The sequence below is a fragment of the Planococcus salinus genome (assembly GCF_003719725.1).
GTDB lineage: Bacteria > Bacillota > Bacilli > Bacillales_A > Planococcaceae > Planococcus > Planococcus salinus.
Genome location: NZ_RIAX01000002.1, coordinates 226,068 through 239,411, shown reverse-complemented (window position 1 = coordinate 239,411; position 13,344 = coordinate 226,068). Strand labels below are relative to the sequence as shown.

At 46.5% G+C, this 13,344-nt stretch carries 13 protein-coding genes; 12 read left to right on the top strand and 1 reads right to left on the bottom strand.

Annotated features, from left to right (window positions below; translation table 11 throughout):
- Window position 1: 1 nt before the first annotated feature.
- From EEX84_RS03855 to EEX84_RS03820, 8 genes are all read left to right on the top strand, one after another.
- On the top strand, window positions 2–430 hold the full coding sequence (locus EEX84_RS03855; protein ID WP_123164267.1) for a YlbF/YmcA family competence regulator: 429 nt from the start codon (window positions 2–4) through the stop codon (window positions 428–430).
- A gap of 95 nt (window positions 431–525) precedes the next feature.
- Window positions 526–3,051 (top strand): DNA mismatch repair protein MutS, encoded by a 2,526-nt coding sequence (gene mutS / locus EEX84_RS03850; protein WP_123164266.1) that lies wholly within the window; start codon window positions 526–528, stop codon window positions 3,049–3,051.
- 4 nt (window positions 3,052–3,055) lie between these two features.
- A complete protein-coding gene (gene mutL, locus EEX84_RS03845; protein ID WP_123164265.1) occupies window positions 3,056–4,897 on the top strand; it encodes a DNA mismatch repair endonuclease MutL in 1,842 nt (613 codons plus the stop codon).
- Between the two features lie 19 nt (window positions 4,898–4,916).
- A complete protein-coding gene (gene glpK / locus EEX84_RS03840; RefSeq protein WP_123164264.1) occupies window positions 4,917–6,407 on the top strand; it encodes a glycerol kinase GlpK in 1,491 nt (496 codons plus the stop codon).
- Between the two features lie 29 nt (window positions 6,408–6,436).
- Window positions 6,437–7,363 (top strand): alpha/beta fold hydrolase, encoded by a 927-nt coding sequence (locus EEX84_RS03835; protein ID WP_123164263.1) that lies wholly within the window; start codon window positions 6,437–6,439, stop codon window positions 7,361–7,363.
- The gene (gene miaA, locus EEX84_RS03830) at window positions 7,356–8,324 is read left to right on the top strand and encodes a tRNA (adenosine(37)-N6)-dimethylallyltransferase MiaA (protein WP_123164262.1); all 969 of its coding nucleotides are present in this window, start codon (window positions 7,356–7,358) and stop codon (window positions 8,322–8,324) included. Before EEX84_RS03835 ends, miaA begins: the two co-directional genes overlap by 8 nt.
- Window positions 8,324–8,548 carry an RNA chaperone Hfq gene (gene hfq / locus EEX84_RS03825; protein ID WP_123164261.1) on the top strand — a complete coding sequence of 75 codons (225 nt, stop codon included), beginning with the start codon at window positions 8,324–8,326 and terminating at the stop codon, window positions 8,546–8,548. The genes miaA and hfq overlap by 1 nt, the downstream gene beginning before the upstream one ends.
- Before the next feature lie 108 nt (window positions 8,549–8,656).
- Entirely contained in the window at window positions 8,657–8,956 is a 300-nt protein-coding gene (locus tag EEX84_RS03820) for a rhodanese-like domain-containing protein (RefSeq protein WP_123164260.1), read from the top strand.
- Window positions 8,957–8,999: 43 nt separating this feature from the next.
- Here the strand turns inward: EEX84_RS03820 and EEX84_RS03815 are convergent, their stop codons facing one another.
- The gene (locus EEX84_RS03815; RefSeq protein WP_123164469.1) at window positions 9,000–9,605 is read right to left on the bottom strand and encodes a trimeric intracellular cation channel family protein; all 606 of its coding nucleotides are present in this window, start codon (window positions 9,603–9,605) and stop codon (window positions 9,000–9,002) included.
- A gap of 109 nt (window positions 9,606–9,714) precedes the next feature.
- Between EEX84_RS03815 and EEX84_RS03810 the strand changes: the two genes are divergently transcribed.
- The 4 genes from EEX84_RS03810 (at window position 9,715) to EEX84_RS03795 (ending at window position 13,283) form a co-directional block, all read left to right on the top strand.
- Complete coding sequence (locus EEX84_RS03810) at window positions 9,715–10,950, top strand: methionine gamma-lyase family protein (protein WP_123164259.1); 1,236 nt, start codon at window positions 9,715–9,717, stop codon at window positions 10,948–10,950.
- Window positions 10,951–11,071: 121 nt separating this feature from the next.
- A complete protein-coding gene (locus tag EEX84_RS03805; protein ID WP_123164468.1) occupies window positions 11,072–11,452 on the top strand; it encodes a MerR family transcriptional regulator in 381 nt (126 codons plus the stop codon).
- A gap of 42 nt (window positions 11,453–11,494) precedes the next feature.
- Window positions 11,495–12,829, top strand: a complete 1,335-nt coding sequence (glnA, locus tag EEX84_RS03800) for a type I glutamate--ammonia ligase (RefSeq protein ID WP_123164258.1) — start codon at window positions 11,495–11,497, stop codon at window positions 12,827–12,829.
- A gap of 256 nt (window positions 12,830–13,085) precedes the next feature.
- A complete protein-coding gene (locus tag EEX84_RS03795; RefSeq protein WP_123164257.1) occupies window positions 13,086–13,283 on the top strand; it encodes a hypothetical protein in 198 nt (65 codons plus the stop codon).
- Window positions 13,284–13,344: the final 61 nt, after the last annotated feature.

Here is a 13,344-nt window from a genome sequence, read left to right as displayed (position 1 = left end):
AATGACGTATACAAAAGATGAAATCATCGCGAAATCCCGTGAAGTGGCGAACATGATCGCGGAAACAGAAGAAGTGGATTTCTTTAAGCGGGCCGAAGCTCAAATCAATGAAAATCAACAAATCCGCGAAAAAATTGCAAGCTTGAAAAGCCTTCAAAAACAAGCAGTCAACTTCCAGCATTACGGCAAAGAACGTGCACTGGAACTGATTGAAAAGAAAATCCAGAAAATCGAAGAAGAAATCGACAATGTGCCGATTGTCCAGGAATTCAAGCAATCTCAGGCAGATGTCAATGCCCTGCTTCAAATGGTTTCCACAACGATCGCCAACCAAGTGACAAACCAGATCATCGAGACGACTGGCGGCGATTTGCTGCGCGGCGAAACAGGATCGAAAGTCCGCAGCACCAATTACGGCAAGATTAAGTAAAACTGGAAGAGCCTGTGCTCTTTCAGTTTTTTCTTTTCCCCCCGGATGTTTGTTATAATGGAGAAATAAAGTAATGATCTGAAAGAGGTTAAAAAATGGCTCCTACACCAATGATTCAACAATATTTACAAGTGAAATCCGATTACCAGGATGCGTTTCTATTTTTCCGTCTTGGAGATTTTTATGAAATGTTCTATGAAGATGCGTTAAAAGCATCGCAGTTGCTGGAGATTACGTTGACCAGCCGCGGCGGAAACGGCGATGAGCGGATTCCAATGTGCGGTGTGCCGCATCACGCAGCGCAAAATTACATTGATCAGCTCATCATGAAAGGCAACAAAGTGGCCATCTGTGAGCAGGTCGAAGACCCGAAAATGACCAAAGGGGTCGTGAAAAGGGAAGTTGTCCGCCTGATCACTCCGGGAACCCATACGGAAGGAAAAAGCATCGACTCCAAATCCAATCATTTTCTCGCTGCTGCCGAACAGCTGGACGATGGCTTTGCCTTATCCTATGTGGACATCAGTACCGGAGAAGCGTCTTCCACTTACATAGCAGGAGCGGAGAAATCGCTGCTGCAGGAGTTGCAGTCGCTCAATATCAAAGAACTTGTCGTTTCTGAGCAGTTGTATTTATTGCTGAACGAAACGGCGCAGGACCTGGTATTGTCGATTGAGCCGATGGACTTTGCTTTTGATGAAAACGAAACACTTCTGGCTGAATGTCCAGAAGAATTGAAGATGAGCGGGCAGCGTCTGCTGGCTTACATCGCAAGGACGCAAAAGCAGTCGCTTCACCATATACAGGCTTTTTCCTATAATGAAAACGGGCAATTGCTGACCATCGATTTCCATTCCAAGCGAAATCTTGAGCTGCTTGAGTCAATCCGTGGCGGCGAAACGAAAGGCACGCTTTTGTGGCTGTTGGATGAAACGGTGACGGCAATGGGAAGCCGCAAGCTCAAACAATGGCTGCATCAGCCGCTGGCCAATAAATGGATGATTGAGAAACGGCAGCACATGGTGGAAGCGTTGATTGACCAGTATTTCGTCCGCGCGGATCTTCAGGATCTGCTGAAAGAGGTCTACGACTTGGAGCGGTTGTCCGGACGGATTGCGTTCGGCAGCGCCAGTGGCCGCGATTTGGCACAGTTGCGCAGTTCGTTGGAAAAAGTGCCTTCCATTATTGAAGGGCTCAGCAGTGCCGGAAACGGTACCCTGGAAACATTCAGCAGCAAACTTGACCGCTGTGGAGAAGTCTGCAGCTTGCTGGAAGCAATCAGTGATAATCCGCCATTGTCTTCAAAAGAAGGCGGCGTCATCCGTGATGGCTATCATGAACAGCTCGATGAATACCGGTATGCCTCACGGAACGGCAAAGACTGGATTGCCCAGCTCGAACAGCAGGAGCGGCAAAAAACAGGCATCAAGTCTTTGAAGATTGGCTATAACCGCATTTTCGGCTATTACATCGAAGTATCGAAAGCGAATATGCATTTGGCCGACCTGGATCGTTATGAGCGGAAACAGACGCTGGCTAATGCTGAGCGCTATATCACGCCGGAACTGAAAGAAAAAGAAGCACTGATTCTGACGGCGGAAGAACAAAGCCTGACGCTTGAGTATGAATTATTTGTGGAAATAAGGGAACAAGTCAAACAATACATCAACCGCATTCAAAAGCTCGCTTCTACGTTGAGTGAATTGGATGTGCTGATGAGCTTTTCAAACGTGGCGGAGAAGTACCGGTTCGTCAAACCGGATTTTAACGATTCGACGGAAATCGCCATTATTGAGGGCCGCCATCCTGTGGTTGAAAAAATGCTCAACAAACAACATTACGTTCCGAACGACTGTGTGCTGACGGATGAACACAATATGCTGCTGATCACCGGACCGAACATGTCAGGAAAAAGCACCTATATGAGGCAGGTGGCATTGACCATCGTGCTGGCTCAGATCGGCAGTTATGTACCTGCCGAATCGGCGAATTTGCCGATTGTTGATCAGATTTTCACGCGCATCGGAGCGGCGGATGACCTGGTATCCGGCCAAAGTACATTTATGGTAGAAATGCTCGAGTCACAATACGCCATTACACATGCGACAGAGCGGAGTCTGCTGCTGTTTGATGAAATTGGGCGGGGAACATCTACATACGACGGGATGGCCCTTGCCCAGTCGATGATTGAATACATCCATGAACATATCGGTGCCAACACTTTGTTTTCGACTCATTACCATGAATTGACAACGCTTGAGCAATCGTTGAATAAATTGAGCAATGTCCATGTGGCAGCGATGGAGCAATCCGGCAAAGTGGTTTTTCTTCACAAAGTGAAAAAAGGGCCTGCTGATAAAAGTTACGGCGTCCATGTGGCAGAACTGGCAAATTTGCCTCAGCCGATTTTAAGCCGTGCAAGAGAATTATTGAAAACGTTTGAAAAGAATAAGAAGCAACCGTCGAATCAAGTGGAACAACTGTCGTTTTTTGACAGCCGGGACTCCGGCCAGGATGAAGTGCTGCAGGCCATATCGGAGGCTCGGGTGTCCGAAATGACACCGCTCCAGGCGCTTCAGATGATAAACGATTTACAAAACAAGTTAACCGACAGGGAGTGAGACGATGGGTAAAATCCATTTGATGGATGAACCTTTATCCAATAAGATTGCGGCGGGTGAAGTGGTCGAACGGCCGACATCCGTCGTCAAAGAACTCGTTGAAAATGCTGTCGATGCCGGCAGCACAATGGTGGAAGTGTTACTGAAAGAAGCGGGTTTAACTACTATCCAAGTGGTCGACAATGGAAACGGCATGGATGCCGATGACGCGCTGCTTTCCTTCTCACGGCATGCCACCAGTAAAATTGCCAATGAGCATGACCTGTTCCGTATACGGACACTCGGTTTCAGGGGAGAAGCGCTTGCCAGTATCGCTTCCGTTTCAAAAGTGACATTACAAACTTCTGATGGTGAAACCGGTACATTCGTTCAAATGGAAGGTGGCCGATTGGTGGAACACCGGGCCGGTTCTTTGCGGAAAGGGACGGATATCACCATCGACCAACTGTTCTTCAATACACCGGCTCGCTTGAAGTATATGAAGACCCTGCAGACGGAACTTGGCCACAGCATCGATTTGATGAATCGGTTTGCGCTGAGTTACCCACAGATTTCATTCAAATTGTCCCATGAAGGCAAAACGATCCTGCACACGTCGGGAAGCGGGGAAATCCAGCGTGTATTGGCGGACATTTACGGCGTTTCCATCGCCAAAAAGATGGTTCCATTTGACGGTCAGTCACATGACTACAGAGTGACAGGGTTTGCTTCATTGCCGGAAATCACGCGAGCCAATAAAAACTATATCTCGCTGTTCGTCAATGGACGCTGGGTCAAACATTACGCTATCGCCAATACGGTGCACAAAGCTTATCACACTTTTCTGCCGTTGGAACGGCAGCCGATTGTCGTATTGAACATCGAAGGAGATCCTTACCTGACAGATGTCAACGTTCATCCTGCCAAGCAGCAGATCCGTTTGAGTAAGGAAAAGGAATTGATGGAACTGATTCACGACACAATCCGTCGAGCCATCAGATCAGCGGTCCGCGCTCCGGTAATTGAAAAGCCGAAACCGAAAAAGCAGGCGCCGACGCGGCAATTGGATTTATGGAAAACTTCAACCATGGTCCAGGAGCAAGCCGAACCTGTGGCGGAGCCATTTCGGAAGACGACCAACGAACCGCTTGATCTCAACGAACCTTCACGGCGTCCAGAGCCCGAGACGCCGGAACCGGATGTGGGCAGAAGAAAGCGATGGACGGAAGAGCAGGCCATGGAACCAGAAAATGTCGGGATTCCGGAAGAAGAGCCCAGTGAGCAATTTCCTGAACTTGAAGTGGTGGGACAAATTCACGGCACTTATATCGTGGCGCAAAGCCATGACGGGTTTTATCTGATCGATCAGCACGCCGCACAAGAGCGGATTAAATATGAGTATTTCAGGGAAAAGGTGGGAGAAGCCGATCCAGGGGAACGCCAGTCGCTGCTTTTGCCATTGACGTTCCATTACAGCCGGGATGAAGCCTTGCGCCTGAAAGAATCATTGTCTGTACTGGCAGACAGTGGTGTGTTCCTGGAAGAGTTCGGCGATGCATCGTTTATTGTCAGGGAACACCCGACCTGGTTTCCGAAAGGGTTTGAACAGGAAATCGTGGAAGATCTGATTGAGCAGGTACTGAACGACAAAAAAGCGGATGTCAAAAAACTGCGTGAGGAAGCGGCAATCATGATGAGCTGCAAACGTTCGATCAAAGCCAATCATTATTTGCAAAAGCATGAGATGGAACGACTGCTGGCAGATTTGAAAAAAGCAGAGCAGCCGTTTACTTGTCCTCATGGCCGTCCAGTGATCATTCATTTCACAACTTACGATGTTGAAAAAATGTTCAAGCGGGTTATGTAACAGTTGAAGGGGTGATGAAATGGAGAAATATGTATTATCCATCGATCAAGGAACCACCAGTTCACGTGCCGTTTTGTTTAATAAACAAGGGGAATTGATTCATTCGGCGCAAAGTGAGTTCAAGCAGTTCTATCCCCAATCAGGATGGGTTGAACACAATCCAAGTGAAATTTGGGGCTCGGTATTGTCGGTGATCGCTGCTGTGCTGACTGAAAGCGGGACAAAAGAGACACAGATCGATTCCATCGGCATTACCAATCAGCGGGAAACGACGATTGTCTGGAACAGGCATACCGGCAAACCGATATACCCGGCTATTGTTTGGCAATCCAGACAAACCCAGCCAATCGTAAACGAATTGAAACGGCAGAACTTGGAGCAGTGGTTCCAGGATAAGACCGGTCTTCTTCTTGACCCTTATTTTTCAGGCACGAAAGTAAAGTGGATACTGGATCAGGTGGAAGGGGCAAGAGAGCAGGCGGAAAACGGAGAATTGCTGTTCGGTACGGTGGATTCCTGGCTGATCTGGAACCTGACGGCCGGCAAAGTACATGTGACCGACTACACCAATGCTTCCAGAACCTTGCTGTACAATATTTTTGAGTTGCAATGGGACGCAGAAATCTGTGAAATGCTGCAGGTTCCCATGGCTATGCTGCCGGAAGTCAAATCGTCTTCTGAAATTTACGGCAAAACTGACAAAAGCACATTTTTCGGTCAGGAGATTCCCATCGCGGGAATTGCCGGCGATCAGCAAGCCGCCTTGTTTGGACAAAACTGCACGGAAAAGGGAATGGCCAAGAATACATATGGCACGGGCTGTTTTCTGCTGATGAATACAGGAGAGAAAGCAGTTAAATCAAGCAATGGCCTGCTGACTACCATTGCCTGGGGAATTGACGGCAAAGTTTCCTACGCATTGGAAGGCAGTGTTTTTGTAGCAGGATCGGCAGTCCAGTGGCTGCGCGACGGTTTACGCATGCTGAAAACTGCAGCGGACTCCGAAACCTACGCTAAGCGGGTGCCGTCGACCGATGGCGTCTACGTGGTGCCTGCTTTTGTAGGACTGGGTACGCCTTATTGGGATTCAGATGCGAGAGGCGCTATTTTTGGATTGACACGCGGCACAGAAAAAGAACATTTTGTCCGTGCCACGCTGGAATCGCTCGCATACCAAACAAAAGATGTCCTGGATTGCATGGAACAGGATTCAGGAATTGAAATCGATATGCTCCGGGCAGACGGAGGAGCAGTAAGCAACGATTTTCTCATGCAGTTCCAAAGCGATATCCTGCAAAAAAATGTGGAGCTTGCCCGCTTGAATGAGACGACGGCATTAGGTGCCGCTTTTTTGGCCGGCTTGGCTACAGGGTTTTGGAACAGCATCGAGGACGTCTGCAATCTGTCGTCGGTCCAGAAAGAGTACAGTCCCCAAATGGAGAAAGCGACAACAGATGAACTTTACGGTGGCTGGAAGAAAGCGGTGGCAGCAACGCGTCACTTTAAGTAATCTTGCACATATGGATAGGAGGTTTTCGATTGAAGGTCACCAGGGATTTTATCCGAACTTCAGATGATCATGAAATATATTACGAAGTGTATGAACCCCGGAACCCCCAAAAACATGTTCATATACTGCATGGCATGGCTGAACACATCGGTCGTTATGAGGAATTTGCACGTTTCTTGGCCAAACAGGGATTTGTAGTATCCGGCCATGATCACCGTGGCCATGGAAGAACGGCTGAAAGAAACGGCGTAAAAGGATTTTTTTCTGAACAAAACGGCTTTGAGCAGGTAGTGGAAGATGCCGAACACGTTATAACCAATATAAGAAGCCGTGTCGGTAACCTCCCGATGGTATTGTTGGGCCATAGCATGGGGTCATTTATCGCGCGTCGCTATATCCAATTGAACAGTTCCCGTAGAGAGCTGTGCCGAGTCCTGTTATCCGGCACCAGAGGCGCTCCAGGTGTTGAAGGGAAGGCCGGTCTGGCACTGGCTTCCATGCTTTCGAAAGTGAAAGGAAAAGATGTACAAAGCCCTTTGCTGGGAGCTTTGACAGTTGGCGGTTTTATCCGGGAATTCAAAGACGAAGGGTCTAAATTCGCCTGGCTCACAAGCGACAAAAAAGAAGTTGAAAAATATGAAAAAGATCCGATGAGCGGTTTTGCTTCGACTACTCAGTTTTATGTGGATTTATTGGAAGGGCTTGAAGTGATCCACAAAAAGGAGGAAATTGATAAAATACGCAAAGATTTGCCTGTTCTTTTGATCAGCGGAGCACGGGATCCTGTAGGAAACAATGGCAAAGGAGTGTTCAGTTCTGCCCGTCAATATCAGAAGGCGGGCATGACCAATGTGATGGTGTATTTGGCGGAAGATGGCAGGCATGAATTGCTCCATGAAAAAAACAAATACAAGCATTTCCACACTTTTGCGGAATGGATGGCCCAAGATGATTGATGTGCTGGCAATTGTGGGTCCAACCGCATCTGGAAAAACCGCTCTGAGCCTTGAACTGGCAAAGTATTTCGACGGGGAAATCATCAATGGGGATTCCATGCAGGTGTATCGTGGATTGTCGATTGGCACAGCAAAAATAAAACCAGAAGAAATGAAGGGGGTTCCCCATCATCTGTTGGATATCAAAGATCCGGATGAATCTTTTTCAGTAGCGGAATACCAAAGCCTAGTGCGGGAAAAAATCGAAGAAATCAACGCCAGAGGCAAGCTGCCGATCATTGTCGGAGGGACAGGGCTCTACGTGCAGGCGGTACTTTTTGACTACCGGTTTGCCGAGCAGCAAGTCGATGAAAAGCTAAGATCTGCTCTGTATGAAGAACTCAAGCTGCATGGACCACAGCACATGCATGGAAAATTGCTGCAGCTGGATCCCGAAGCAGATATTCATCCCAATAACACGAGACGGGTCATCCGGGCAATTGAAATTGCAATGAGCGGTCAACAGAAGACGGAACGGAATCGAGCTCTTGAACCACTGTATAACGAAGTGATTGTAGGCTTGGACATCCCAAGAAAACTTTTATATGAACGGATTAACCAACGAGTTGACCTGATGATGGAAGAAGGGTTGCTGGAGGAAGTAAAGACTTTGCGCAACCAAGGCATCCACTCAGCTCAATCCATGCAGGCAATCGGCTACCGGGAACTGCAGGCATACTTGGAGGGGAGCATTTCGTTGGAAACGGCGGTTGCACAACTTAAACAGAATTCCCGGAAATATGCCAAAAGGCAATTCACTTATTTTAAAAACAAATTGCCGATTTTTTGGATTGATGTCACACAGGAAATGGAAAAAAACATTCAGGAAATTGCAGACTTTATGCAGGAGAATAACCGTACTCGTCGAATTGAGCTATTGATGGAACAAAAAAAAGAACGAGAGAGAGAAGGGGGAAGATGATGAAACCAGTAAACATCCAGGACCTTTACCTGAATCAGCTGCGTAAAAACAATATTTATGTCACCGTCTTTTTACTGAATGGTTTTCAGTTGAAAGGGACTATCAAGTCTTATGACAATTTTACGGTGCTGGTAGAAACAGACGGCAAGCAGCAACTTATTTACAAACATGCAATTTCCACATTTTCTCCTGCTAAACCTGTAGCCATTGAACACGAAGAGTAATTCCTGGAACCGGCCGTCAGCTTGCGGACCGGTTTTTCCATTGACAGTGATTGACGCGAAAGATAACATTTTTAGATGAATGACAAATCTTACAGATGGAGGATGGTTATGAACAGCATAACACCTGATGAACTGCAACAACGGATAGAAGCAGGAGAAGACTTGAATATTATTGATGTCCGTGAAGACGAGGAAGTGGCAGCGGGCATGATTCCCGGTGCCAAACACATTCCTCTTGGAGAAGTGGCGGACCGTGTGGATGAGTTGGATGCAGACCAAGAATATTACATGGTTTGCAGAGGTGGCCGCCGCAGTGCGATGGCATGCGAAATTTTGGAAGGCAACGGAGTTAAATGTGTGAACGTTGAATACGGGATGACTGCCTGGAAGGGCGAAACCATCGCGTAAGACAGGACAAGACCGTCCGGCTGCGACAGCCGGGCGGTCTTGTTTATGAAGATAATATTTTCCTTGCCGGCAATCTCCATTTGAATGTATAAGATAAAATGCGCAGCACAGTGATGGTAACAAACAAAATATAGAGCAGGGTATCTGTCCGGACGATATCAAAACCGATCAGCAAACCGGCAACCGCTGCCCAAACAGCGTAGATTTCGGCTCTTAAAACAAGCGGTTTTCTGCCCGCCAGAATGTCACGGACCATCCCGCCGCCTGAACCGGTCAAAACGGCTGCCACAACTACAGCATATACCGGCAGTTCCAATTCCACAGCATACATGGCTCCCTGTACAGCAAATGCGGACAAGCCGATGGCATCAAAAAAATGCCCCCACCGATTCCAATGGCCCAGAAGGCGATGTGGAAACAGAAAAACGACTGTTATGGCAATCAACGCCAACTGAAACATCATTTCCTGCTCCCACAGTGCCGATACAGGTACACCGATCAATAAATTCCGGATAGCGCCTCCGCCAAAAGCAGTGACCACACCGAGTAGATAAACTCCGAAAATATCATATTCTTCTTCCATTGCGATAATTGCTCCCGATACCGCAAATGCAATTGTGCCAATCGCACTCAATACTTCCCACGCCACTTTTTGCATCCTCCCCAAAAATTCAACTCTATGAATTGTAGCAGAATTTGACGCGTTTTCAAACTTAGCGTCATAATGGGAAAGTAACTATCAATTAAAGGAGAATACCATGCTTACAAATGTAAAAGCGATCGAACAACTTATTCAGCCGCAATTGCAAAAAGCAGACGATACTGCGTTTCAGAATCAGCAAAAAGTATTGGCGGCTTTTCATCGGCAGAAAGTCAGCGACCATCATTTTCATCCTTCTTCGGGGTATGGATATGATGACGAAGGAAGAGATACTTTAGAAAAAGTGTATGCGGATGTCTTCAAAGCGGAAGCTGCTCTTGTGCGTCCTCAGATCATTTCCGGCACTCATGCCATTACCATCTCACTGTTTGGAATTCTGCGTCCCGGCGATGAGCTGCTGTATATAACGGGAAAACCTTACGATACGCTGGATTCGATAGTATCTGGAGGAGGAGAAGAAGACAGTGGTTCCTTGAAGGATTTCAATATCGGATACCGCCACATCGATTTAACGGAAACGAACGGCATTGACTGGAAAGCCGTCAGAGGAGCGATCCATGGCCAGACAAAAATGGTTGCCATCCAACGTTCACGCGGCTATGACAACCGGCCCTCTTTTACTGTCGAAGAGATTGGCGAAATGGTAAAGGAAATAAGAAAAGTGAAACAAGATGCAGTGATTTTTGTCGACAATTGCTATGGAGAATTTGTAGAAGAGCAGGAGCCGATCGAAGTTGGGGCGGACCTCATCGCCGGATCATTGATCAAAAATCCGGGTGGCGGCCTTGCGAAAATTGGTGGTTATATTGCCGGAAAAAAAGAATTTGTAAAAAAATGCGCTTACCGGATGACTTCTCCGGGTATAGGAAGTGAAGCGGGTGCTTCATTAAATACACTCGGAGATATGTACCAAGGATTTTTTATGGCTCCACATACAGTCGCTCAAGCGTTGAAAGGCGCAGTTTTTACGTCAGCTCTGCTGGAATCGATCGGAATGAAAACAAGCCCTCATTATGCCGATGCGCGAACGGATCTGATTCAATCCGTTTCTTTTGAAACCCCTGAGCAAATGATTGCTTTTTGCCAAACGATACAAGCCAATTCTCCGGTCAATGCGCAGTTCATGCCGGAACCGGCCTATATGCCGGGATACGAAGACGATGTCATCATGGCTGCAGGTACGTTTGTCCAGGGATCAAGCATCGAACTGACAGCCGATGGCCCGATTCGTCCCCCTTATACAGCTTATGTCCAAGGCGGTTTGACATATGAACATGTAAAGATCGCGGTTCTTAAATCAGTGGAAGAGTTAAAGAAAAAAGAATTAGTGTAACGCCGCTCCTGCATGATTTCATGCAGGATTTTTTTATGTAAGGAAATATAACGTTTACTTGACAAGTTATATTACATGAATTACACTGAAAGAGTAGTAATCAGTGAAAAGGGTGAAACAAATGACAAACCGAGTTCGCCGGACGATGCCGCTGCTTCCGATCAGTATCGTTATGCAGCTGACGGAATTGACTGCTCGTCAAATTCGCTATTATGAAGAACACGAGTTGATCCGCCCTGCCCGCACAGAAGGAAACAAGCGGATGTTTTCGTTAAACGATGTGGATACCTTATTGGATATCAAAGGGTACCTGGAACAAGGTCTCAATATTGCAGGGATCAAACAGATCTATGGCTTGAAAGAAATGCCAGAAAATGAAAAGGCGGAGCCGAAAACCTTGAGCGATGCCGAACTGCGCCGAATTATACGGGATGAGAGACTTCTGAACAATAGGCCCGGCAGAGAACCAAGACATGGTGATTTATCCCGTTTCTTCCAGTAAGGAACGGGTTTACAAAACATACATAGGAGAGTGAAGAAGATCATGAGCAAGTATTCAAAAGATGACATTAAAAGATTAGTAAAAGAAGAAGAAGTAAACTTTATCAGACTGCAATTTACAGATATCCTCGGCATAATCAAAAATGTCGAAATTCCTACTTCTCAATTGGACAAAGCACTCGACAACAAAATGATGTTTGACGGATCTTCCATTGACGGATTTGTGCGCATCGAGGAATCGGATATGTACTTATACCCTGACCTGGATACCTGGGTCATCTTCCCTTGGATCACAGGAAAAGGCAAAGTGGCACGTTTAATCTGCGATATTTACAGCCCGGATGGAACACCGTTTGCCGGTGATCCGCGCGCCAATTTAAAGCGTATATTAAAAGAAATGGAAGAACTGGGATTCACTCATTTCAATCTTGGACCTGAACCGGAATTCTTTCTGTTCAAGCTGGATGACCGAGGCGAACCGTCTCTTGAGCTGAATGACCACGGTGGTTATTTCGATTTGGCTCCAGTCGATTTAGGGGAAAACTGCCGTCGCGATATCGTGCTTGAACTGGAAGAAATGGGCTTTGAAATCGAAGCTTCCCACCACGAAGTGGCTCCAGGACAACATGAAATTGATTTTAAATACGCAGATGCCATCAAAGCATGCGATGATATCCAAACCTTTAAATTGGTTGTCAAAACCATTGCCCGCAAACACGGCCTTCATGCGACATTCATGCCGAAACCATTGTTCGGTGTCAACGGGTCAGGAATGCATATGAACGTATCGTTGTTCAAAGGCAATGAGAATGCATTTTTGGATGAAGACGGCGAAATGAAGCTGAGTGAAACAGCCTACCAATTCATGGCTGGTATTATTGAACATGCACAAGGGTTTACAGCTGTTACTAACCCAACAGTCAATTCATATAAGCGGTTGGTTCCGGGATATGAAGCGCCTTGTTATGTTGCCTGGTCTGGCCAGAACAGAAGCCCTCTCATCCGTGTACCAGCTTCACGCGGCTTATCCACACGCGTGGAAGTCCGTTCTGTTGATCCAACTGCCAATCCGTACCTGGCAATGGCTGCATTGCTTGGCGCGGGACTTGATGGCATCAAAAGAGAACTGACTCCGCCAAAACCGGTTGACCGCAATATTTATGCCATGAACAGAAAAGAACGCGAAGCTGTAGGCATTAAAGATTTGCCTGGAACTTTATATTCTGCTTTACGTGAACTGGAAGCGGATGAAGTAATGACAAAGGCATTGGGATCTCATATTCTGAATAACTTCATCGAAGCGAAAGAGATTGAATGGGATATGTTCAGAACAAGTGTGCATCCATGGGAACGGGAACAATACCTGAAACTGTATTAAATGTTTCGCAACCGTCAAGGCTCTCTGCCTTGACGGTTTTTTAATGCCGTTTCGGATAACTTCAATCATCCCGGAAACGGAGATCAAAAAATGCAGAATCAAGACCAAAGGATTAGGTAATTGAGACCGTAAGTCGCATCACAGCGCGTGACTTTCACAATTTCTTTAGAATAAAAAGATGTATTATAGGACCTTGTGTTCGTTTAATTACTAGATATATATGATAATCTTTTGTTATATAGTAGGAGGGTGCCACATGAAACTAACAATAAACGGGAAGACGTTGAACGAAGAATGGAGTAACATGATTGTAAGGGAGATCACCAGGGAGACGAAAGCCAGTCATCCTATGGAAGTGGAAGAATATCTGAAGGATTATACGGTGGAAGAAAATGAGAATGCCTTTATTCTCCGTCCTCCTACCGCTGAAGGCATACATATTAAAATTTTTTAACCATCTGACCAGATGGCTTTTTATTTTGTGAACTGACGTGGTGTAGAAATTTCAATAACCA